17 protein-coding genes and 1 pseudogene are annotated in these 23,377 nt (G+C 68.6%); 8 read left to right on the plus strand and 10 right to left on the minus strand.

The window, feature by feature from the left end; all coding sequences use genetic code 11:
* Window positions 1-153 precede the first annotated feature (153 nt).
* The 5 genes from FBY35_RS20000 to FBY35_RS20020 all read left to right on the plus strand — a co-directional run bounded on the left by FBY35_RS20000 (window position 154) and on the right by FBY35_RS20020 (window position 5,729).
* Window positions 154-1,233, plus strand: a complete 1,080-nt coding sequence (locus FBY35_RS20000) for a GlxA family transcriptional regulator (protein WP_222123156.1) — start codon at window positions 154-156, stop codon at window positions 1,231-1,233.
* Entirely contained in the window at window positions 1,230-2,993 is a 1,764-nt protein-coding gene (locus FBY35_RS20005) for a thiamine pyrophosphate-binding protein (protein ID WP_222123157.1), read from the plus strand. The genes FBY35_RS20000 and FBY35_RS20005 overlap by 4 nt, the downstream gene beginning before the upstream one ends.
* The gene (locus tag FBY35_RS20010; protein WP_142215379.1) at window positions 2,965-3,618 is read left to right on the plus strand and encodes an SRPBCC family protein; all 654 of its coding nucleotides are present in this window, start codon (window positions 2,965-2,967) and stop codon (window positions 3,616-3,618) included. Before FBY35_RS20005 ends, FBY35_RS20010 begins: the two co-directional genes overlap by 29 nt.
* Window positions 3,615-4,634, plus strand: coding sequence for a 3-oxoacyl-ACP synthase III family protein (locus FBY35_RS20015; protein ID WP_142215380.1), 1,020 nt, complete (start codon window positions 3,615-3,617; stop codon window positions 4,632-4,634). Before FBY35_RS20010 ends, FBY35_RS20015 begins: the two co-directional genes overlap by 4 nt.
* Window positions 4,635-5,075: 441 nt before the next feature.
* On the plus strand, window positions 5,076-5,729 hold the full coding sequence (locus FBY35_RS20020; RefSeq protein ID WP_142215381.1) for a TetR/AcrR family transcriptional regulator: 654 nt from the start codon (window positions 5,076-5,078) through the stop codon (window positions 5,727-5,729).
* Window positions 5,730-5,766: 37 nt separating this feature from the next.
* Here FBY35_RS20020 and FBY35_RS20025 read toward each other — a convergent pair whose 3' ends face one another.
* The 3 genes from FBY35_RS20025 to FBY35_RS20035 all read right to left on the minus strand — a co-directional run bounded on the left by FBY35_RS20025 (window position 5,767) and on the right by FBY35_RS20035 (window position 9,418).
* A complete protein-coding gene (locus FBY35_RS20025) occupies window positions 5,767-6,246 on the minus strand; it encodes a diadenosine tetraphosphate hydrolase (protein WP_142215382.1) in 480 nt (159 codons plus the stop codon).
* A 165-nt stretch (window positions 6,247-6,411) separates the two neighbouring features.
* The gene (locus tag FBY35_RS20030; RefSeq protein WP_142215383.1) at window positions 6,412-8,061 is read right to left on the minus strand and encodes a carboxylesterase/lipase family protein; all 1,650 of its coding nucleotides are present in this window, start codon (window positions 8,059-8,061) and stop codon (window positions 6,412-6,414) included.
* A 112-nt stretch (window positions 8,062-8,173) separates the two neighbouring features.
* A complete protein-coding gene (locus FBY35_RS20035) occupies window positions 8,174-9,418 on the minus strand; it encodes a choice-of-anchor Q domain-containing protein (protein ID WP_142215384.1) in 1,245 nt (414 codons plus the stop codon).
* A gap of 596 nt (window positions 9,419-10,014) precedes the next feature.
* Between FBY35_RS20035 and FBY35_RS20040 the strand changes: the two genes are divergently transcribed.
* Window positions 10,015-10,464, plus strand: a complete 450-nt coding sequence (locus FBY35_RS20040) for a DUF3592 domain-containing protein (protein WP_142215385.1) — start codon at window positions 10,015-10,017, stop codon at window positions 10,462-10,464.
* Between the two features lie 314 nt (window positions 10,465-10,778).
* On the opposite strand, the gene FBY35_RS20045 is transcribed toward FBY35_RS20040, so the two are convergent.
* Window positions 10,779-11,189 carry a Fur family transcriptional regulator gene (locus FBY35_RS20045; protein ID WP_142215386.1) on the minus strand — a complete coding sequence of 137 codons (411 nt, stop codon included), beginning with the start codon at window positions 11,187-11,189 and terminating at the stop codon, window positions 10,779-10,781.
* Between the two features lie 205 nt (window positions 11,190-11,394).
* On the opposite strand from FBY35_RS20045, the pseudogene FBY35_RS20050 reads away from it, so the two are divergent.
* Together FBY35_RS20050 and katG are read left to right on the plus strand one after the other, a co-directional pair.
* A pseudogene (locus FBY35_RS20050) lies at window positions 11,395-11,741 on the plus strand (transcriptional repressor).
* A gap of 33 nt (window positions 11,742-11,774) precedes the next feature.
* Window positions 11,775-14,006 carry a catalase/peroxidase HPI gene (katG, locus tag FBY35_RS20055; RefSeq protein WP_142215387.1) on the plus strand — a complete coding sequence of 744 codons (2,232 nt, stop codon included), beginning with the start codon at window positions 11,775-11,777 and terminating at the stop codon, window positions 14,004-14,006.
* Between the two features lie 65 nt (window positions 14,007-14,071).
* Here katG and FBY35_RS20060 read toward each other — a convergent pair whose 3' ends face one another.
* From FBY35_RS20060 to FBY35_RS20085, 6 genes are all read right to left on the minus strand, one after another.
* Window positions 14,072-15,631 carry a serine/threonine-protein kinase gene (locus tag FBY35_RS20060; RefSeq protein WP_160159302.1) on the minus strand — a complete coding sequence of 520 codons (1,560 nt, stop codon included), beginning with the start codon at window positions 15,629-15,631 and terminating at the stop codon, window positions 14,072-14,074.
* A gap of 169 nt (window positions 15,632-15,800) precedes the next feature.
* On the minus strand, window positions 15,801-16,580 hold the full coding sequence (locus FBY35_RS20065; RefSeq protein WP_142215389.1) for an alpha/beta fold hydrolase: 780 nt from the start codon (window positions 16,578-16,580) through the stop codon (window positions 15,801-15,803).
* Window positions 16,581-16,647: 67 nt separating this feature from the next.
* The gene (locus FBY35_RS36475; RefSeq protein WP_186357020.1) at window positions 16,648-16,887 is read right to left on the minus strand and encodes a hypothetical protein; all 240 of its coding nucleotides are present in this window, start codon (window positions 16,885-16,887) and stop codon (window positions 16,648-16,650) included.
* Window positions 16,888-16,957: 70 nt separating this feature from the next.
* Window positions 16,958-19,270: a transglycosylase domain-containing protein gene (locus tag FBY35_RS20075; RefSeq protein ID WP_142215390.1), complete on the minus strand. Its 2,313-nt coding sequence runs from the start codon at window positions 19,268-19,270 to the stop codon at window positions 16,958-16,960.
* A 129-nt stretch (window positions 19,271-19,399) separates the two neighbouring features.
* Window positions 19,400-21,886 carry a SpoIIE family protein phosphatase gene (locus tag FBY35_RS20080; protein ID WP_260848755.1) on the minus strand — a complete coding sequence of 829 codons (2,487 nt, stop codon included), beginning with the start codon at window positions 21,884-21,886 and terminating at the stop codon, window positions 19,400-19,402.
* Between the two features lie 110 nt (window positions 21,887-21,996).
* A complete protein-coding gene (locus FBY35_RS20085) occupies window positions 21,997-23,091 on the minus strand; it encodes a PP2C family protein-serine/threonine phosphatase (protein ID WP_313904690.1) in 1,095 nt (364 codons plus the stop codon).
* Between the last annotated feature and the right edge of the window lie 286 nt (window positions 23,092-23,377).

Raw genomic sequence — 23,377 nt, forward strand, 5'->3', positions numbered from 1 at the left:
AGCTCTTTCAGTGCCGGATGCGCCAGGTGCCGTACAGCCCGGCGACTCCGAAAGAGCGAGGGAAGCGCCCTGTGACGTGCCTCACCCGCACCAGTCGGTCACGCGCACAAACTGCCTGGTCAGCGTCGCCAACCAGCAGTTGACGGGGGCCCGTTGGCCGAATTCGTCAACAAGCTGTCATTGCGGCCCGTTCGGCGTCGGATACAGGGTGTGACCGTGTTACAGCGACGCGTTGTGGTGGTTGTGTATTCCGGTGCGCAGGCCCTGGACATCACGGGACCCGTAGAAGTGTTCGATACCGTCAACCGGCTCCTCCCCGAATCGGGCGCCCCTTACCGGATCGAGTTCGTTTCCATCGACGCACCACTGGTGCGCACCAGTTCGGGAGTGATGATTGAAGCCGCGCCGCTGGAGGCAGGGCATGGTCCTATCGACACCCTCCTCGTCCCCGGCGGATGGAGCCTGAGGGACGCGCTGAAGAACCGGGCGCTGGTCTCGTGGATTGGGCAGGCGGCCGCCCGGTCGCGGAGGGTCGCATCCGTATGTGGCGGGTCCTTTCTGCTGGCGGAGGCCGGCCTGCTCGACGGGCGGCGAGCCACGACCCATTGGGCGTACTGCGAGGAGATGGCTTGCCGCTACCCGGCCGTGACGGTGGACCCGGAGCCGATCTTCGTCTGGGACGGCCGGTTCGTCACTTCGGCGGGGGTGTCGACCGGGATCGACATGGCCCTCGCTCTGGTGGAGGCCGACCACGGCGCGGCGCTCGCGCTGGAGACAGCACGGTTTCTGGTGCTGTTCCTCAAACGGCACGGAGGGCAGGCTCAGTTCAGTGCCGTCCTGGACGCCCAGTTGGCCGACCACGCGCCGATCCGGGCCGCACAGGAGTGGATCCTGGACAACCTCGAAGACCCGTTACCCGTGGCCGAGATCGCCCAGCGGGCCAATATGAGCCTGCGCAACTTCGCCCGGGTATTCCGGCGCGAGGTGGGCACAACCCCCGGCCAGTACGTCGAGCGGAGGCGCATCGCCCGCGCCCGCGAGCTCCTGGAGACCACCGATCTGACGACGGGCCAGGTGGCGCGCCGCTGCGGATTCGCGGCCCCCGAGACGTTCATCCGCTCATTCGGACGAGCCCTGGGACTCACTCCGAACCAGTACCGGCACCGCTTTCAGGTCGTCTCTCCGTCCGGCCTCGTCGTCCAGCCCGACCAAGCGGACAGGAGCTCCGTATGACAGCCATGACACACGAGATGCCCGAAGAAGGCGGAGTGCGCCTGGTCGACCACCTGGCCGCCCAGCTGGTCAGGGCCGGCGTCACGCACATGTTCGGCGTGGGCGGAGCGAACATCGAGGACCTGTACGACGCCGTCCACCGCACCGGCACCATCCGCGGCGTCGTCGCCAAACACGAGTTCTCCGCTGTCACCATGGCCGACGGATACGCCCGCGCCACGAGGCGCCTCGGCGTGGTCGCAGCCACCTCGGGCGGCGGTGCGATGAATCTCGTGCCCGGCCTGGCGGAGGCATACGCCTCCCGCGTGCCGCTGCTGGCCCTCGTGGGACAGCCGCCCACCGCACAGGAGGGCCGCGGCGCGTTCCAGGACTCCAGCGGCAAGGCAGGCTCGTTCGATGCTCGGGAGGTGTTCACGCCCGTGTCGCGGTTCTGCGCTCGGGCCGAAGACGCGGACTCGTTTGCCGAGTTGCTGCCCCAGGCGATCGCGGCGGCACAAGCCGATCCCAAGGGACCCGCGGTACTGCTGCTGCCCAAGGACCTGCAGCAGGCACAGGTCACAGTGCCCGCGCCCGGCGTGACGTCGACGCATGCCGTGCCGCAGCGGTCCGCCTCGGCGGCAGGCATGGAAGCCGGCACCCAGGATGCCGTATCGCACGCGCTGCGCGGCGCGAGCCGTGTCCTCGTCATCGCCGGCGAGGGCGTGGCAGCCGCGGATGCGCGCGAGGAACTGGCCGAGCTGGCCCAGAGGCTCGGGGCGTGGGTGGCGGTCACGCCGGACGCCAAGGACGTGTTCGACAACCGGGACCCCCGGTTCGCAGGTGTGGCCGGAGTGATGGGTCACGCAAATGTCGAAGACTGCCTGCGCAGGGCCGACTTGTGCATCCTGGTCGGCACCCGGCTGCCGTTGCTGGCACGCGGAGGGCTGGACCAGCCCCTGGCCGCCACTCGCGTCGTCTGCATCGACCCCGAACCACCGTTCGTGGCCGGCATCGCGCTGGGCGGAAACCTGCGGGACACGCTGCGCGCAGTCGTCGGCCGGCTCCCCTCGCGCCCACTTCCCTGCCCGGAGCACACCGGCCCCATACCGACGCCCACGCCAACTCCCGTTCTGCAGGCCCTTGGTGGAATCGTCTCCTACCCCGAAGCGGTCGCCGCGGTCGAAGTGGCACTCCCCCAGGACGCCCACGTCTTCGTGGATGCCGGCAACGCAGGGGCCAGCGCCATCCATCTGCTTCCCGCACCGCGCCACGGCCGCTTCGTCGTCGCGGTCGGCATGGGCGGCATGGGTTACACCTTCGGAGCCGGCATCGGCGCCGCGCTCGCCACGGGCCGACGCACCTACGTACTCGCCGGCGACGGAGCGTTCTTCATGCACGGGATGGAGGTGCACACCGCCGTGGAGTACGCCGCACCCGTGACCTTCGTGATCTTCAACAACAACGCCCACGCCATGTGCGCGCTGCGCGAGGAGTCCTTCCAGGGCGGCGTCCGCAGCGACGACCTGTTCGCCCGGACCGACATCGCCGCCGGGGTGGCCGCCGCCTTCCCGGCCCTCGACGTCACCTTGGCCGACGACGCAGCGCGGCTGCGCCGGGCGCTGCTGCGCAGTAACGCGAGCAGCGGTCCGGCGTTCATCGCGCTGAACTGCGACGCCCGGGAGATCCCGCCGTTCCTGCCCTTCCTGTCCGTCACCGAAAGCACCGACAGCGCCGAACACGAGGAGAGTTCCGATGAGCGCGGACCCGTCCATGTTGGCTGACATCCCCGGCCTCATGCGGATCGAGAACACCGACAGGGAGGAGATGACCGCCCACTGCATGGACCTCACCCACGCGGTCTATCCGCACCACCAGGTCTACGGGCAGTACTGCACCATCCAGGAGCATGTCGACTGCCCGCCGGAGCAGGCCTATGACTACCTGCGCCTGGGCCACCACCTGGAGGAGTGGACCTACAGCCTGCGGGGCTTCGCGCCCACGGCCACCCCGGGGCTGTGGGTCGGCCACGACCGGCTCGAGCAGGAAACCAGCATCTACTGCAAGGTGGTGGCCAACCCCGAGGCCATGACCGTGGACTATCACTGCTCCTGGGACCAGGGCGACAAGCTGTGGATGATTTACCTGATGCGCGTCGTCCCTGCCCGGCTGGTGCTCGACAAGCCCGGGTCTGTGATCACCTGGACCAACTGCCACCACCCGTATTACGACAACAACCCGCATCCCGAGATGTCGCCGCGCCCGGACCGGCCGTGGGTCGGCGACTACTGGGATCTGTTCTACGCGGGCCACACCGTGGAGATGAAAAACCTCAAGGCAATCCTCGAGCACCGCCACCACGGCGGCCTGCCCGTCAGCGTGCCGCCGGTGACGGCGGTGGTCCGTTGAACACGGTCAGCCTCACCGATGTCGCGAGCTACCTTCCCGGCGAACCGGTCCCCGCCGAGTTCTACACCGAGTACCCCGGAGCCGAGGACAAGCTCCGCCACCATCCCATGTTCAAGATCCCGCCTCTGCGGCACCACGTCGCCGCCGACGAGACCAACGCGGACATGATCGAGCGCGCCGTACAGCCCCTGATCGAGCGGCACGGCAGAGATGAGATCCGCAACGTGGATGTGCTGTTGGTGCACAGCCAGCTGCCGGACCTGCCGTTCGTGGGCGCGGGCACCGAAGTGGCACGCCGTCTCGGTCTGCAACCGGAATGGCTGATCGACGTGGCCAACGCCGGCTGCGCCTCATTCGTGTACATGCTCAAACTGGCCCGGCGGCTGCTCACCACCACCGACGCGAGGACCGCCCTGATCTGCAACGCGCAGAGCGCCGCCGGCCAGTGCTTCACCCAGTCCGAGGTACGCAGGCTCGCCCAGGCCGCGATCCCCGGCGACGGCTGCGGCGTCGGATACGTGACCACATCGGCCGGCGCCCCGGTGCTGGACGTGGAGACCCGGCACATCGGCGACTACGCCGGGGACATGACCGTGATGCTCGACGACGGCCGCAAGTACTGGGAGGCCGGGGAATCCCAGCTGCGGATCGGGTTCACCGAAGCGAGCATCGCCAAGGTCCTCGCACGCGGGAACCGCCTCGTACCGGAGGTCGTCACGGACCTGTGCGGGCGCCTAGGGGTATCGACCACCGAGATCGACGTCTTCATCACCAACCAGCCCAACCGGGCCTTCCTGCGGAACTGGCGCGAAGCGCTGCAACTGCCGCCCGAACGGCACCTGCACACGTTCGATCAGTGCGGAAATCTTTTCGGAGCGGCGATCCCGATCACATTGGACCGCGCCATCCACTCACAGCATGTCAAGGACGGCGATCTGGTGGTGCTGGGGGGATTCGCCCACGCCGGCGACTTCGCCGGTGCCGTCGCCATCCGCTGGCACAGCGCGCAGGGATGACCGCGGCCTCCGATAAGAGAGCACAGCCACTGGCCGACCTTTCCGGCCGACTCATCAACTGGCCCATGGCCCGCGCGTGCTCGTACGCCTCACCGCCTCACCGCCCCGCAACGCGAAGTGCTTCATCGCCCCGCCCCGGTGATGGAAGGCAGAGCGCACGCTGGGGCGGCCAATGAATGCCCGCCGGCCAGGGCCTGGCCGGCGGGACACTGTTCAACGAAAGAGTTCCCGGGCCCGGTGTGCGACCTCCTCGGACGTCAGGTTCTCAAGGTGGGTAAGGAAGACCCAGACGTGGCCACAGGGGTCTCGCAGTATGGGAGAACGTCAAGGGTGAGGGCTCAGATCTGGCGGTCGTGGCGGCCAAGGGGTCCACCGAGCATGCACTTTCCGGTCGCATTCGACTCGCTGAACAGACGCGAACTACTCGTCTAGAGTCGGGGCATGACGGAGGCACCGGCCCACGACCGCGGCATGAGGTCCCGCGACGCGATACTCGACACCGCCACCGAGTTGATGTCGCTGCACGGCTTCGCGGCCACTTCCATTTCGATGATCTCCGCCGCCTGCAATCTGCCCGCCAGCTCCATTTACTGGCATTTCGGCAGCAAGGACGGCATCTACGTCGCGGTGCTCCAGCGGGCCAGGATCACGTTGCTGGCACAACTGCCCCCCGTTGAGATACCCGGCGCAGACGTCGCACAGCGGCTGGACACCTTCCTCGATGCAGTCAGAGACGGCTTCCAACGCAACCCGCACGGCCTGAAGCTACTGCTCGGCCTCGGCATGTTGCAGCAGAACGCCAGCACGGCGGCCGTGGCCGAGCTGCACAACTACCGAGATACGCTCACGGTATGGACGCGGGACGCACTGAGCGTCGTCTTCGACCTGTCCGACCAACCTGAAGTGCGGGACGAACTTGCCCGCTTCACCCTCAGAACGGCGAGCGGAACCGCCATCGCCCGGTGGTTCGATCCCACCACTGCCGTGGACACCGAGCCGCTGCGGGTCGCGTTGCTGGCCCTGGCGGCCCACCACGGCGTTCCCGTGGAGAAGGCCTCCTCAGCGTTTCCTCCCGGACGTGTCACCAGCCCGTAGGCCCGGGCAGACCCGACCTGCCGCCGCCCCACTCCGGTCAAGCCACCGATCGCAACTGGTCCAGTTCGCTACCGATCGCATTCCGCAGCACGTCATGCTGCGGACCGAGCCTGAACTGCTCGTCGCTCCACCGTTCATGCGGATAGAGCCACACCGGAGCACCCACCAAATCGGCCCGCTCCCACTCGTACCGCGGCCACACATGCGCATGCAAGAACGTATCCGTGTTCCCCAGGATCTCCAGATTGACCCGCCGGAAGGCCGGATCCAGCCGACGACACGCTCGCTCAATCGCTTCACCGAGCTGATCCATGTCGGACAGGAACGACAGCCGCTTTGCTTTCGGCAGATCTGACAGCCGCTGCACATCCGGTTCATCGACGAGCAGAACCGAGTAACCCGGCAGGAACTGGACATCGCCGATCGCCGCGAATCCCGACGTCAACCGCCGCAGCACAGTTGGGTTCTCGCCCCTCAGAGCAGTCCCGATCCGATCCGTCCGCCAGTCACCAGTCATGGCCACAAACTACCTGCCGGTGATCAAGGACCGCTCCTCGCCCCCACCCTCCCCAACATGGTTCAAAGACCAGGCAAGTGGGAGCAAGGAGCGGTCCCCTGCCACCTCAAAGATTCCCAACCGAGACGGGCACAGTGCCGGCTCTCAAAGGCCGAAGAGTGCCCGTCAGGAGGTGCTGGAGCGCTGCCAGAAGTCGCAATGGTGGTCGGCAGCGAAGCCGGTGGTGGGGGCGGGCCGGTCTGGTGCCAGCACCTGGATGCGGTCGTGGTCGGGGGTGTAACGCGGCCAGGTGGGGGCGCCCGGCCGGTTGGGGTTGCCGGTGGTGGCGAATCTGGCCCAGTAGCCGGTCATCGTGACGGACAGTCGGCGCTGGGCGGCACTGAGGGGTGGCACGGCATCCGTCGGGAACAGGTAGGCGAGTTCGGCGGCATGGAAAGCACCCTGAGGGGTGTGCGACGCCGGGATGAACGGCGGTGCTTGCGGATCGTTGAACTCGTAGGCGTAGACGGGCATCCGTCCGCTGTACAGGCGGCTGTCCGCTCTCGCCGGGCAGGCGAACCGCTGGTCGGTGGCGACCGCGGAGTAGGCCAGGTTGGGCGAGGGATACGCGGAGGCGGGGTAGGTGTCCAGGACAGCGTCCGCCCGGGCGGGATGCTGCAACTTGATCAAGGCGGCGTAGGTCTGGGGTGTGAGCGGCCCGCCGCCGAGCAGGTCGACGTACAGCGCTGTGAAGTAGCGGTACTCATCGTGGGTGCTGCCGCTCAGTATGGGGACCGCGTTCACCCGCCCCACAGCCCATGCCTGGGATGGCGGAACGGGAAGTATGCCCGGTCCGGTGTTCGCTGCCCACAACGACGCGGGTCCTGCGCCGCCGCGGATGAGCTCGGTGGTGGGTAGGGCACGGAGGCAGGCCGGGGCGGCCGAGGGGGCGGTGCAGCCGAGTGAGGCCGCGACACTCTGCCCTTTCTTCTCGGCCTCGGCCAGGCTGAGCGGGGTGAGAGCGTCTTCGGACACGCAGCTGCCGCTCTGCTGGATGGCGCGGTGGAACAGGCCCTTCGCGGTCGGCGATGTGATGTGGAGACAGGTGCCGACGGACCCGGCGGACTGGCCGCCGAGGGTGACGCGGTTGCGGTCGCCACCGAATGCGCCGATGTTGCGCCGTACCCAGCGCAGCGCTGCCTGCTGATCCATCAGTCCGTAGTCGCCCGAGGCGTGCTCCGCGCTTTCGTCGGACAGTGCGGGGTGGGCGAGGAACCCCAGGGCCCCCAGGCGGTAGTTGACGGTGACGACGACCAGGCCCCTGGCGGCCAGCGCCGCGCCGTTGTAGTCGCTGCCGGCGCCGTAGGTGTTGCCGCCGCCGTGCAGCCACACCAGCACTGGCCGGGGCTTGCTGCTGGTGGGAGCCGGGGTCCACACGTTGAGGTACAGGCAGTCCTCCGAGGTACTGCCGGTCCGGTTGGAATCACCGGGCAGGACCGGTCCACCGTCCGGGAGCAGGGTCAGCGGTAACTGGGGACAGGGGCTGGCCGGTGCGGTGGCGTCCCGTACGCCGGACCATGGTGCGGGCGATTGGGGCGGGCGCCAGCGGAGTTCACCCGTCGGGGAGGCGGCGAAGGGAATGCCCTGGAATACACGGCCGCCGTGGGGGCCGGGTGCGCCGCGCACCGAGCCGTGCGCGGTGGCCACAACCAGCGGCCCGGGGCCGCGGCCCAAGTCGGTGGAGGCGGAGGCGGAGGCGGAGGCGGTCGGGGGTGTCGCGACCGTCAGCAGCAGGGCCGCGACGGCGGTCGCGGCGCGTGTGACGGTATGGCTCATGCTGCGGAGTCTCATCGGTCTCCTTCGGTGGTCTTGCGGTCTCCCCCGGCTGCGGGAGGCACCGCACGGTCGATCCTTGTCTGATGTCCCGTGGCAGCCGGGTCGACCGGGGTCACTGCTGCTGCTCGTAGGCGCCGATGTCACAGGCGGCACCCTGGGGACGCGTGATGCCGCGTTGGTCGGTGGCGGGACAGTGGGCGGCTGAGTCGAGGGCGGGGCTGCCGTGCAGCAGCGCATTGGTGTCCGTGGGCCCGCCGTTGTCTCCGAGAGGGCCGACCAGCGGGGCCCGGCTCGGCAGGTCGCCCACGGCGTCGAGATGGCAACTGCCGTCACCGTCGATGTTGTGGCCGTGCGATGCGATGTCCGCGAAGGCTCTCTCGCAGTCACCGGCCGCGCGCTCGCTGGCATTGCCCGCGACGATCGAGTTCTTCAGGATGAGGTGTCCCAGCGGCAGATCGAGGATGTCCCTGATCGGCCCAGGCAGGCTGTCCAGGTAGGCGGGGGCAATGTTGATTCCGCCGCCGTGGGGCGAACTGTTGCCGATGATCGTCGCGTTGAGGAACTCCACGGTCCCAAGCCCCCGGATGTCGACACCTCCGCCGTAGCCACCCAGGCTGCCGGGACGGTCGCCGGGGTCGGTCACGTGGTTGTCGGCGATGGTTGAGTTGACGACTGTGCCGCTGTCGTCGAACCTGATCCCTCCGGCTTCTCCGGCGCGGTTCCCGCTCACGGTGCTGTCGATCAGATTGAGATGCGAATCGGGGGAGTTGAAGACGCCACCCCCGTATCCGGCGGAGTTCCTGGTCACGGCAACCCGCCTCAGGGTCATGTTCTTGCCGTTGGCGATGCCGCCGCCACCGGTGTCGGTGATGGGGACTTCGCGCTGCTTGGCGACCCCTCCGGTGATCGTGAGATCGGACAGCCGGGTGTCCGCTCGCATGCGGAATGCCCGGTCGATGTGGTTGGCGTCGATGACAGTGGTGCGTGTGCCGGCGCCGAGAATAGTGGTGGGCGCGTTGACGTTCAGGTCGCCGGTGCTCGGGTCGGGGTGCGAGCCGACGAGCAGCAACGGGTTGGGCGGGATGGTCAGCCGGTAGCGGCCGGCGGGCAGCGTGATCGTGCTGCCCGGCCTGGCGTTGGCGGCCATCACTGCCGCGCGGAGACTGCACGTACCGGTCACGGTGCGACAGAGCCCGTCCGACGGGTCGGCGTCCACCGCGTCGAGGGCCGTGTCCACGGTGAATTCTGTCGGCCCTGCGGCTTCGGCCGCGGCGGCGACGCAAGCGGGGGCGGCCCAGTTGACCGCCATGGCGAGTGTGACAGTGGCGAGTGCTCCTGAGGTGGTTCGGTTCCTCATCTCGTGAACTCCTAGTCCGCGAAGGAATGCTGACTGGTGCTCCAACCGGCGAGATCTGCCGGGGATGAAGGACGAACGCGATCCCCACCGCCGAGTGAGGGAACGAAGAGCCCGCGGCTCGCCGATGGCCCCGCCGAACACGGCTGCGCACGCGGCGGCCCGAGGCGCCAGGTCGTGGCCCACCGAACTGCCGTCACAACTCTGCGGTGCAGGAAGGACGAAGCGCTCTCGGCGACAACCCGTCCTCTCTGTAGCGAGCGTTCCATTCAGAGTCGCTGATGTCTACAGGGCCGACGGGGAAGACTGTCCGCACTGTCAGGCGGGCGATGCCATGGCCAGACGCACCGACCAGACCGCCCAACGGGGCGGCCTCCCTGGGGAGTTCGCGGCTGCGGTGTCCACCTGAGTTTGTACGCGGCTCACAGTGCCGGGCTGCGCATGGCATTCCATCAGCCTGCACGCTTGACCCGGGTGGCCCGAGGACGACGCCTGGACGGTGGACTCAGCCACGTCCCGTTCCGGTGGCGCGCGGCCCGCTCAGGTAGGGTCCGCCTGCAGCGCGGCTGCCGTGGCCGCGGCGTATGCAGCCAGACGCGATGTCTCAACTACGGGGGAATCTGGTGGGTTTCGTCTTCCATGTGCTCTTTCCGCTGATCATCATCATGTTGATCTGGGCCGCGTACACGCTGATACGCAGGACCAGGGAGCGGCGTGCGGCCTGGGAGAGCGGGCTGAGCGCCCGGGCGCGCGTCGTGCGCGCCTATGTCAGGGTCCGGATGGTCAACAATGTGGCCCGGCGCATCCAGTATCACGAGTACGACTTCGTCACAGCGGACGGGCGGCCGGTCCGCTTCGAGGAAGCCGGCGGGCCGCCGAGCCGGGGCGAGGGCGACGAGACGGTCGTGTACTACACGAGTGAGCAGCCCGAGAAGGCCACCGCGTCGGAACCTGTGCCCGGCAAAGACATGACGCGGGCGGTGCTCGGTGTCGGCGTCATCGGTGTGGGTGTCGTCATCCTGCTCAACGTAATGATCAAGTACGGCTGAACCTGGTCGGCCCCGACACTCCCCTGGCGCCCTGGACCATGGTCAGCCCGGATCGGAGGACGCCGCCGTCCATGCCGAGGTCCTTTCCGGTCGATCAGGCCGGATCAGTGAGCAGCCCGCCGCGGAGCGGCTGATGTCACCGCGGTGCGTGCAGTTGCAGGCCGGAGGATGGGCCCCGCCGAAGGCAGGGGGAGAGCCCACGCGGAGCGTCGGCGACTGACCCAACGCAGCGTGGGGGCACCTCCCGTGCCCGAAGGCCTCCGGGGGAGTGCGTGCCAGGGCACGCGAGTCCGGCAAGATCGGCTGGGCGGGGGCTAAGCGCAGGATGGGCACAGCCCTCGATAGGTGACCTCCACCTCGGACACCGTGAAGCCGAACCGTTCCTCCGCCGGGAGGTCGGCCAGCGGATTGCCGGTGGGGTGAACATCGCGGATGGTGCCGCAATTCGAGCACACGAGGTGCTGGTGGGGGTGGTGTGCGTTGGGGTCGTAGCGCTTGGCGCGGCCGTCGGTGGAGACCTCAATGACCTCACCGAGCAAGACCAGTTCGCCCAGGGCGTTGTAGACGGTCGCCCGGGAGATCTCGGGCAGCCGTTGTGCCGCGCGGTCGTGCACTTCGTCGGCTGTGAGATGCACGTGGTCGCCGCTGAGGACCTCGGCAACGACACGTCGCTGGGAGGTCATTCGCCAGCCACGCCCCCGCAGTCGCTGCAGCAGGTCACTCATGTCGGTTCACCTATCCAGGTTCGGTTGGATACCCGAAGTTTACTGGTGGACATCCGGGATCCGATTGGATGTGGGTTTGGCGCGCTTATTGACTTGGACTCTGTCCATTGTAGGATCAGTTCCGGCGATAGCCAAGGGACAGGAAGACTCCAGTACGGCAGGAGACAGAGACGTGACCACCGCCGAGGAGCAGCGCGGTACCGGCATGCGGGTGGCGGCCGCCCCGGTCGCGCTGCGGGAGACCGCACGAGACGGTGACCACTGCGGCGACACGGTGATCACCTCCGGGGTGCGCCATCGCGCCGGCGATCTCCCTTCGGGTCGTGTGTGAGGCCGTCCATGTGCTCACCGTGGCAGGACTCGTACGCCGCATCGAACCGGCTGGGAAGCCCCGGCACGGTTCGAGGGACGCGTCGTGTCGTCGCTGACGTCGACTGCGGTCGGCGCGGCCCCCTGCCTGACCTCCTGCGGCGACCACGGCTACTCGATCGACAAGGCCGAGGTCATCTGCTGGAGCCCTTGCCCGACTGTTCAACCGCCCGCAGTTCCTGAGCACCGTGATCCGCTTGGTCCGGAAGGATTCCCATGTCTGAGAACCATGATGCAATCGTCGTAGACGCGAAGGCGGAGGGCGGAGGTGGTTGCCCGGTCGCGCACGGACGCGCCCCGCACCCGACTCAGGGTGGCGGAAACCGCCAGTGGTGGCCGGAGCGGCTCAATGTGAAGATCCTCGCCAAGAACCCCGCCGTGGCCAACCCTCTCGGCGAGGAGTTCGACTACGCCGAGGCGTTCAAGACCCTCGACCTCCCGGCCGTGAAGCAGGACATCGCGGAGGTGCTGACGACCTCGCAGGACTGGTGGCCCGCCGACTTCGGCAACTACGGCCCCTTCATGATCCGGATGGCGTGGCACAGCGCGGGCACCTACCGGATCAGCGACGGCCGCGGCGGTGGCGGAGCCGGCCAGCAGCGCTTCGCCCCCCTCAACAGCTGGCCGGACAACGGGAACCTCGACAAGGCCCGCCGCCTGCTGTGGCCGGTCAAGAAGAAGTACGGCCAGAGCCTCTCGTGGGCCGACCTCATGATCCTCGCCGGCAATGTCGCCCTCGAGTCGATGGGCTTCGAGACCTTCGGCTTCGGCGGCGGTCGCGCGGACGTCTGGGAGCCCGACGAGGACGTCTACTGGGGTCCCGAGACCACCTGGCTCGGCGACGAGCGCTACACCGGCGAACGTGAGCTCGAGAACCCCCTCGGCGCGGTCCAGATGGGCCTCATCTATGTCAACCCGGAGGGCCCGAACGGCAACCCGGACCCGATCGCCGCGGCCCGCGACATCCGTGAGACGTTCCGCCGCATGGCCATGAACGACGAGGAGACGGTCGCCCTGATCGCGGGCGGTCACACCTTCGGCAAGACCCACGGCGCAGGCCCGGCCGAGAACGTCGGTGCCGACCCCGAGGCCGCCTCGATCGAGGAGCAGGGCCTCGGCTGGAAGAACTCCTTCGGCACCGGCAAGGGTGGCGACGCGATCACCAGCGGTCTTGAGGGCATCTGGACGAACACCCCGACCACCTGGGACAACAGCTTCTTCGAGATCCTCTTCGGCTACGAGTGGGAGCTGTTCAAGAGCCCCGCCGGTGCGTACCAGTGGCGGCCGAAGGAGGGCGCCGGGGCGGGCACCGTCCCCGATGCCCACGATGCGTCGAAGAGCCACGCGCCGACGATGCTGACGACCGACCTGTCGCTCCGGTTCGACCCGGCCTACGAGCAGATCTCGCGTCGCTTCCTCGAGAACCCGGACGAGTTCGCGGACGCCTTCGCCCGCGCATGGTTCAAGCTGACCCACCGCGACATGGGCCCGGTCGTGCGCTACCTCGGCCCGGAGGTCCCGTCCGAGACGCTGATCTGGCAGGACCCGCTCCCCGAGGCGACGCACGAGCTCGTCGACGCCGAGGACGTCTCCTCCCTCAAGGGCCAGATCCTCTCCTCGGGCCTGTCGGTGTCCCAGCTGGTGTCCACCGCATGGGCGTCGGCCTCGTCCTTCCGCGGCAGCGACAAGCGCGGCGGCGCCAACGGTGCGCGCGTCCGCCTGCAGCCGCAGATCGGGTGGGAGGTCAACGAGCCCGACGAGCTGGCGGCGGTGCTGCGGAGCCTGGAGGGGATCCAGCAGTCCTTCAACGCGGCCCAGGCCGGCGGCAAGCAGGTCTCGCTCGCCGACCTGATCGTGCTCGCCGGTGCCGCGGGCGTCGAGAAGGCCGCCAAGGACGCCGGCTTCGAGGTCGACGTTCCCTTCACGCCCGGCCGCGTGGACGCGTCGCAGGAGCAGACGGACGTGGAGTCGTTCGCCGCGCTCGAGCCGACCGCCGACGGGTTCCGCAACTACCTCGGCAAGGGCAACCGGCTGCCGGCCGAGTACCTGCTGCTCGACAAGGCGAACCTGCTGACCCTGAGCGCCCCCGAGCTCACGGTCCTCGTAGGTGGCCTGCGCGTCCTGGGCGCGAACTACCAGCAGTCGCAGCTCGGCGCCTTCACCGAGACCCCCGGGTCCCTCACCAACGACTTCTTCGTCAACCTGCTCGACCTGGGCACGACCTGGAAGTCGACGTCAGAGGACCAGAACACGTTCGAGGGTTGCGATGCCGCCACGGGCGAGGTCAAGTGGACCGGCACCCGTGCCGACCTCGTCTTCGGATCCAACTCCGAGCTGCGCGCGCTCGCGGAGGTCTACGCGAGCGACGACGCCAAGGAGAAGTTCGTGAACGACTTCGTCGCCGCGTGGGACAAGGTGATGAACCTCGACCGGTTCGATCTCGTCTGATCACCGCGTCCGGGTCGGCCGGCCCTCGCCGGCCGGCCCGGACGTCCTCTGTACAGCCGTACGGGTCACGGGCGATTCCGGGTGAGGGTGGACGGCGCCCCGGCGGACTGCGCACCTTCGGCCTCCAGGCCCAGGGTGTCGCGGCCGGTCATCGTGACGACGTAGATGTTGCCCTTGGGGCAGGTGAGGACGGTCGATTGGTCGGTGGGGTGGCTGGTGACCGCCTCGAAGACCATCGATGTCCTGCGTACCTCCCTCAGTTGCAGGGCCTCGGTGCATCCCAGCTCACGGCCCGTGCCCACTTCGCTCACCTTGCTGACCTGCTTGCCCGCCAGCTCCCCCCGCCGTGCCGGGTGGAGGGTCAGGGTGACGGCGAACCTGTCGGTCCGGGCCTGGGTGAGGCCGTCGACGGTTGGGGTGCCCGGGCCGGCGCCGACCCATGTACCGGCCCAGGACGCGGGAAGAGCAGCGACGGTGGGCGACGGCGAAGGCGTCGCGCCGGATGCGTCCTTGCCGGAGAAATGCTGCACGACAAGCGTGCCCGCCGCGGCGATCAGGACCGCGGCAATGCCCCCTGCCGCCGTCCAGGCTGTCCGGCCGGCCAGCCGCCGTCGCGGAGAACCGGCAGCCGGCGCGGCGGCGGTCCCCGCGCCGCCAGAAGCCGGATCGTCCTCGGACTCACCTGACACAGCCGCCACCGGCAGCGGTCGCACGGCTGCAGAGACCAACGCGTGCGCCTCGTCCTCGCGCACGGCGAGATCCCTCTCCAGCGCCTCGGGCAGCATTTGCGGCCAGATACCGGTCCGGCCGCCCAGGCGTTCCAGCAGCGCGCCGACAGCGCCTGTCGAGGGCCGCCGCTGCGGGTTCTTGGCCAGACAGGACCGCAGCACCGAGACCAGGGCCGCCGGAACGCCGTCAAGGTTCGGTTCCTCGTGCACAATGCGGTACAGCAACACCGCGGCCGAGAACTCCTCGTCCGGGTGGGAAAACGGGCCCTGTCCTGTTGCCGCGTACACCAACACCGCAGCCAGGGAGAAGACATCACCCGGCGCACCCGATCCCCCGGCGCTCGCCTGCTCCGGCGCCAGGTAACCGGGAGAACCGATCACGCCGCCGGTCCTCGTGTGACGCGAGTCCTCCGTGGCGCGCGCGATCCCGAAGTCGATGAGCAGGGGACTACGGCGGCCCAACAGCACATTGGACGGCTTGACATCCCGGTGTGCCAGCCCGGCCTCGTGTACGGCCCGCAGCGCCCCGCACAGCTCGGCGGCCAGAGCCAGTACGGACGGCTCCGCCAGCGGGCCATGCCGCTGTACCCACTCCCCCAGCGACGGCGCGGCCACGTACTCCGTAGCCAGCCACTGCGGGCGCTGCCCCGCAGGGCTGTAGTCCACCACCGCTGTGGTCCAAGGGGAGCGCACTCGGTCGCTGTTACGGATCTCACGCGCGAACCGCTCCTCGAACCCCGGCTCCCGTCCGAACTCGGCACGCACCGTCTTCAACGCCAGCGGACGCCCCGACACCGTCCGGGACAGATACACCCGCCCCATGCCGCCCTCACCGAGCAGCGCCAGCAGTGGATAACCACCTATGGCCCCCGGATCCGACCCGTCCAGCAACTCCACGCCCCCGCCGCCCCTCACACCTACGCACTGCCACACCACGTTCAGTCCCGGAACGGCCCAACCAGGCGCCGCATCCGTCATCATCCACACCAAGCATCACCTGCCGCATCCACAACAGGCCACGCCATCGAGGAGTTCCCCCAGGCCGCAGCCGGTCCGGCCTACCGCCTCATGCCCGGTCGGTCACGAACGATTCGAGCGCGGCGGTCAGTTCCGCCGGCTTCTCCACCGGCAGTTCGTGTCCGGCGTCCACGATCCGGACCAGCGCGTTCGGATAGGCCTTCGCCATCCGCAGCATCTGCGATACGGGCAGCTGGATGTCGTGGTAACCGTGCACCAACAGGGTGGGCGTGCGGATCTCACCGACCCGGTCGAGGACGTCGAAGCCACGCATGGCTGCGTAGCACGTCATGACAACCTCCCGCGATGTGGCCGAGGAGGCCCGGATGTACTCGCGGATCTCATCGCGCGGGTAGCCGGGGGCAAAGGCGCGCTGGATGTTGGCAGCGACGAACAACTTGAACGGCGCCAGTGTGGATGCCGCCATGAGCAGCCCCCTCCCCCGGCTGTAAGTCATCCGGCTGATCGAGTCCACCAGTACCAGGCGCTCGATCCGCTCCGGATGGCCGAGGGCGATGGTCTGCGCGATCATCCCGCCCATGGAGTGGCCGACGAGTACGAACCGGTCGACCTGCAGATGGTCGAGGAGGGCGAGGACGTCCTCGGCCAGCTCCCCGATCGTCCGCGATCCCGACCCGCTGCTGTCGCCGTGCCCGCGCAGGTCGAGCCGTATGACACGCCGCTTCGGGGCGAAGTGTGCCATCTGGTGGTCCCAGCGGTGCCGGTTGGCCGTCCAGCCGTGGACGAACACCAGTGGTACGCCGTCACCGTCACGAAGGCCCTCGTCGTCATACGTCAGTGCTGCACCATCGAGAGCGAGCTGCGGCATGGGTCGTTGCCTCCTGGAAGCGGTTCGGGTACGGCCGGGGGCTGCCGCTCGTCCGCCCCGGATGCCGTCACCGCCGCTTGCCGAGGAGATCGAGGAAGCGCCCGAACACGTGACCGTAGCCGGGAAACTCGGCGTACGCCACGTCCAATTTCGGTGTACGCCGCGTCCAATTTCGGTGTACGCCGCGTCCAATTTCGGTGTACGCCGCGTCCAATTGCGGCTGCCATGCTTCGGCGAAGCGCCAGTTCAACCCTTCACGACCCCGGTCGCCAAGGCGCTTGCGCATCTGGTGGGGCGCGAACAACATGCCCGGTCCGGTCTCGGCGGGTGTGGTGCCATGGTGAGCCGCACGGCGTGCGTGGCCTTCGCCGCCTCGGTTACCCCGGTGGAGATTGCTCCGTGGGCCCCGCCGAGGGGGTACCCGGATCCTCCGACGGCGTCGACGGTACGGCCGTCGGTGTGCTCGGGCCCGGCGAGGGCGTGGGCGTAGGGGGAATCACCGTCGGTGTGCCCGGGCCCGGCGTAGGCGTCGGCGTCGGCGGAACCACCGTTGGCGTGCTCGGGCCCGGCAGCGGCGTAGGCGAAGGCGCCCGTGTCGGCGCGGTCGGCGTGGGCTTGTGGGCAGGTGCCGTGGTGGAACTGTCCGTCTCGGGCGGCGCCATCAGCTGGAAACCCTGCACCGGCCGGTCCTCCAGAGCCGCGGCCATGTAGGCGGTCCAGATCCGGGTCGGGTATGACCCGCCATTGACGCGGCTGATACCCGCCGCGGTGCCGAGAGAGATCCGCTGATGGGTCGTGGGATCCTCGGCGAACATGGCCACCGAGGTGGTCAACTGCGGGGTGTAGCCGACGAACCATGCGGAGAGGTTGCTGTCCGTGGTGCCGGTTTTGCCGGCGGCGGGCCGGCCAAGGCGGGTGGCAAGGTAGCCGGTGCCCTGCGGACTGACGACGCTCTTCAGGACCGAAGTGACCTGGTCGGCGGTTGCCCTGGAGAATGCCTGGACGTCCTCGTGGCCGGGGAGTTGGTACACCTTGTTGTTCCGGACGAGCTTCTGGACCGACCACGCGGCGATGTGCCTGCCGTGGTTGTCGAAGGTCGCGTACGCCTCGGCCATGTCGAGTGGGCTGGGTGCCGCCACGCCGAGAGCCAGGGCCGGGTTGGCGCTCATGTCGGGTGTGTCGGAGGGGAGGCCCGCGGCGATGGCGGCCCTTCGGACACCGGCCAGACCGGCGTCGGCGCCCACCTGTGCGTACACCGCGTTCACGGACTTCATCATCGCCCTGCGCAGGGTTATCCGGCCGTAGTCGTGATCGTCCTCGTTGGGCGGGCAGTAGCGCAGTCCTCGGGGCAGTCCCTGGACGCAGCGGCGGCTGGTGCCGTCGTAGCGGGTGCCGGGGTTAATGGTGTGCCCGTCCTGAGTGGTGGCGCGGTGCTGCAGTGCGGCGGCGAGATCGAACGGCTTGAACGTGGAACCGGCCTGGAGGTCGTGACGGATGGCGTCGTTGAAGGGCTGGTCTGCGTAGTCCGCCCCGCCGTAGGCAGCGAGGATCTTGCCGGTGGAGGGGTCCACAGAGGCGGCGCCGACGCGGATGGCCTTGGCCTTGCGGGTGTCCGGCAGCCGCCGCAGTTCCTTCTTCACCGCATTGACCATGGCCCCCTGGTACTTCTTCACGAAGGTGGTCGTTATGTGCCAGCCACCTGTGGCGAGCGTCGCGTCGTCGATGATCTTGTTGTCGACGAGGTAGCGGCGGGCGATGTCGATGAGGTACCCGGCCTGGCCGACGACCCCGGGGGTGGGGCGGGGTGCCTTCGGCGTCGGGAAGGCCATCGTGGCGCGCTCGCCGCTGGTGAGGTAGCCGAGCTCGACCATGCCGTCCAGGACATAGTTCCAGCGCGCGACGGCCGCGGCCCTGTTCGTCGCGGTCGCTGTGGAGACGTCGTACACGCTGGGAGCCTTGAGCAGGGCCGCGAGGTAGGCGCTTTGCCGGACGTTCAACTGTGAAGCGCGGATGCCGTAGTACGCCTGTGCGGCGGCCTGGACGCCATAGGCATTGCGGCCGAAGTAGCTGGTGTTCAGATACCCGGCCATGATGGCGTCTTTGCTCAGCGTCTCATTGACCTTGATCGCGATGACGGCCTCCCTGACCTTGCGGCCGAGGGTCTGTTCGCTGGTGAGGTAGTAGCTCCTCACGTACTGCTGGGTGATCGTCGAGCCGCCCTGCAGTCCTTTGCCGGTGACGGTGCGCCAGGCTCCGCGCAGGATGCCGCGGACGTCCACCCCTTGGTTGGAGTAGAACGTACGGTCTTCGGCGGCGACGACGGCATGCTGCACGTCGACCGAGATCTCGGAGAGGGGCACCGATGCCCGGTTGACCGCGCCGGTACGGCCCAGTTCGGTGCCGTCGGCGTAGTAGTAGATGTTGCTCTGGCTCAGGGCGGCGGCGTTGGGGCCGGGGACCTGGACGCTCACGTAGAGAGCGGTGAAGGCGGTGATGCACAGAAGGAGAACGGTGAGCAGTCCGCTGAGCATCATCCGCCAGGTGGGGAGCATCCGGCGCCACCAAGGCATCGCACGGCGTGCATCCCTGCGCATCTGCCGGGCCAGCCTGCGGGCCTGTTTCGTGGTCCGCAGCAGGTCGCGCCAGTTGGCATCCGCTGGGGCAGCCGATTCGCTCGGCCCGCTGCTCATGGTTCACGCAGCTCCTCCGACCGGCACCTTCGGGTTGCGCCGTGCACGCTCCGTATGCGCTCAGGCCCGGTCCGGCCGATCTTGCCGGGCTCGCACTGATCGACCGGACAGGACCTTAATTGTTAGCACTTACCCTTTTGATCCGTACTCAGTCAGCAGCAGGGCGATGTCATCGGCACGGTAGGAGTAGCCCCGGGCGTTGTGCAGCAGCCGGTCGGCCAGTTCGTCCAGTGAATCCGCACGGGCATGGGCAAAAGATGCTCGCAGGCGGTCGATCCCGACGCTGACGTCGGCTCCGCGTTCCTCGACGAGGCCGTCCGTGTAGAGGGCGAGTACGGACCCTGGCGCCAGAGCGATCCGGGTTCCGGGATAGGTGGCCGCGCGATCCACACCGAGGAGCGGACCGATGTCCAGGTCAAGGACGTCGGTCGTCCCGTCGGGACGGCGGAGCAGGGGTGGGGGGTGGCCGGCGGTGACGGCGTAGGCATCGTGGCCGTGGGGTTCGAGGTGGATGTAGCAGCAGCTGGCCAGCAGCCCGGGGTCGAGGTCGATGAGGGTGAGGTTGACGCCCGCCATCACATCGCGGGGAGTATGGCCCACAGCCGCAAAGGCACGTGCTGCGCTGCGCAACTGCGCCATCGTGGCTGCCGCGGCGATGCTGTGCCCCTCCACGTCTCCGATGACGAGCGAGACCCCGCCAGCCGTGGGGATGACGTCGTACCAGTCGCCTCCGATGTCCATTCCGCTCGTGCCGGGCAGATAGCGCGCGACGGTGCGGATGCCCGGGATGGCCGGGAGCCGGTGTGGCAGGAGCGCCTGCTGCAGCCCGCGCGCAAGGGCGTACTCCGCGTCGTAGAGCCGCGCTCGTTCCAGGGCCTGGGCGATCAGCCCGGCAAGTGCCGTGAGGACGCCGCGGTCGGTCTCCGTGAACTCATGGATCTCGTCGAAGCCGAGGACGCAGGTGCCTACAGGGTGACTGGAGGCGATCAAAGGCAGATATGCCCACGACCTCGCCCCGCCCGTGGGGATGCCGGGGTACCCCTGGGAGAGGTCCTGCTGCGACTCGATGAAGAGCGGGGCGCCGGAGGTCAGGGTCTCTGTACCGGGCAGGCGGGCGTGCAGCGGTACGCCCTCGAGCCAGTCGAGGAAATCCTCGTGGTGACCGGTGTGGAAGAGCAGGTGCATCGTCCCGTCACGGACCACATAGATCGCCAGTTGCTGGCCTCCGAAGGCCGGGAGGAGCTGGTCGGAGACGACTTCACAGACTTCGCGGGCGGTGACGGCCTCGGTCAGCGCACTGCCCAGTTGCAGGACGTGATACATGACACCCAGGCGGGCCGGTGCGGCAGCGGTTGCGCTCTTGGCCGAGGAGGCGGAGGGCGTCGAGGACGAGGAGGCGGAGGGCGTCGAGGACGAGGAGGGATGACCGAACGGCACAACCCTGCCGGTCACTCCGTCCGCGTCCGGGTGCAGGGTGAAGGAGAGCCACCGGTCCGGCGGACGGCATGCCTGGAAGGAGACCGGCGCCTGCGAGATCATCGCGGACCGGTGCCGGTACTCGATGTCGGGATCGGACAGCCACGGCACCACGTCCCAGAGGAAGCGTCCCAGCAACTCGTCGACCCGGACGCCGACCAACTGATCAAAGCTGTGGTTGGCGTAGGTGACCCGCCCGTCGGGGGTGAGGGCGAACAGCCCGTCCCGCAGCCGCTGGGAGGCTGCGACGGCCGCGCTGCCGGCCTGGGCGTCGATGACCGCGCCGACCAGGTGAGTGCTCACCGGCTCGTCGTCGCCCTCCGGTACGCGGCCCCGCACCTCGACCGTGCGGTACCCCTCGCGGCCGTCCCTGCGATCCCGTACGCGCAGGGGCCGCACGGTGAGACGGCCCGCGGCGGCCGCCTCCCGGGCCCCCGCCCGGAAGGCGGCAACGTCGCCGGGATGCAGGCAGGCAGCAAGCGTTTCGGCTCGTCCGTCGAAAGCACGAGGATCGAGCCCGAAGATCGCGCAGAGCTCGTCGTCGACGGTGAGGGTGCCGGAGACCAGGTTCCAGTCGAACGAGCCGACCCGTACGGCCGCCGGCGAGGGAGCCGGGGTCTCGACGGGAACCGTCTCCGGTGAGCAGTCAACAGGATCGCCGGTACGGGCGCGAAGGGCTGCGAGGGAGTCACCGAGCCGACTGCCGATGGTCCGCATACGGCGGCGCTGGGCCTTGGACAGCCCTTCGCTGCCCGGTGACGCCGCCCAGACCACCGCCAGAGACCCGAAGGCCTCCCCACCTGCGCCCACCGGCACGGAGCAGGAGCCGAAGGCGTGCGGCAGAGCCACCGCGAGCTGGGGATACCGGCGCATGGTCTCCTCCGCGTCGGCCAAGTGCACGGTGCGCCCGGAACTGTATGCCGTGGCGACCGGAATGGGACTGCTCACCGGAATGCGGCCCCAGCCACCGAGCAGGGACGGCGGCATCCCAGCAGTCGCGGCGAGCACGATCGACCGGCGGTCGCGGGAACGCAGAAAGACGCTCCCGGCATACGCGCCGGTCGCTTCGACGGCCTCGACCACTGCCGCAGCGAGCAGTTCCTCACGCTCCGCCGTCTCCCCGACGGTCATCTCGCGCATACATCCAGTGTGCGCACAGGGTCGGCCCACCGGCCCAAGGGAGCGCGACGCGACGATCACAGATCTCGCGGGCCTGTTACCGGCACGCGGCGCTCGGCAGCTGCGTGGACCTATGTGAGTACATCGCTGTCCAGCCGGTCCACCACCATCATCGCCACATCGTCCGTCAGGCGGCCCTCGGTGTGGCGAATCAATCCCTCGTGCAGTTCCTCCAGGAACTCGGGCGGGGTGCGGTCGTGGGCCGCTTCCATGGCGTCGGACAGGGCGAAGAATTCGTCGTCGCGATCACGGGCTTCGACAACGCCGTCGGTGTAGAGCAGCAGACGGTCGCCGGGTGCGAACGGATAGCTCTCCGCCTTGGCGGGAGGGCTGGTGATGAACTCCTCCAAGCCGAGGGGCGGCAGTGGTGAGGTCGGCACCAGGGCCTGCACCTTGCCCTCGTTGAGCACCAGCGGAGGCGGATGGCCACGGTTGACCAACTCCACCACGAGGCTGTCCGGCACCTGAGCCACCAGCACGGTGACGAACGATTCCGCCTGTTCTTCCTCGTCCTCCTGACCCATCCCACGCGGCATGGCGCGCTCCCGTCGCAGCGCAGCGGCGCAGTGGTTGATGACCTCAACCAGATCTTCTTCATAGTGCACGGACTCCCGGAAGGCGCCCAGCACGGCCGCCGCGGAGCGCACAGCGGGAAGCCCCTTGCCGCGCACGTCTCCGACGATCATCCGGACCCCGTACCTGGTCTGTACGGCCTCGTACAGATCGCCGCCGATCTGCGCCCCCTTTTCTGCCGCGACATACCTGCTGGCCACCCGCACGGGACCGAGTCGGGCCTGTATGGGCCGCAGCAGTACCCGCTGTGCCGCGATGGCGATCCGGCGTACCTGGTCGAGCTCACTTTGCCTGTGTGTATACACGGCGTTACTCGTCGTGACGCTGGCTGCGGATACCAGCAGCAGCGCCACGACATTGGTATAGACCTGCAGAGTGCCCCACGCCTCGTTGTACGTGGCCGTGGCAATGCTTACGAGCATTGCGAAGGCCGCCGCCGCAAGCGTGCCTTTGGGGCCCATCGCCACCGCGGCCAACGCCGGCGTCGCGGTGAGAAGTGGACCGGTATACAGAAAGTGCGCAGGTGAGAACTCGATGACCACCACGAGCAAGGCGATTGCGAACGGCAGACACTCCGCGAGTGTGTACAGCACACGACCAGGACCGCCCGCCTCTGGTCGAGTGGCCGAGCGCAAGAGCGACCGCATGGGTACAGCCTGCCCCCTCGAAGCGCCATGCTCCACTCGGCGGCACCCACCACGGGCGTCGCCTTGCGATGGGAGCGCCGGCATTGATCGACAGTTGAGCGGCGATGATATGGGGCTGCCGGTGGGACCCGGTTGCTCTTCGCAGCGACACCGCGCTTCAGGCCGACCGACTGCGGTGGACCGGTGGACGTCCCGTTCGACGCCAGGTGGACAGGGATGCTGCTCGCGGCTG

The organism is Streptomyces sp. SLBN-118, from assembly GCF_006715635.1.
In the GTDB taxonomy this organism is placed as follows: domain Bacteria; phylum Actinomycetota; class Actinomycetes; order Streptomycetales; family Streptomycetaceae; genus Streptomyces.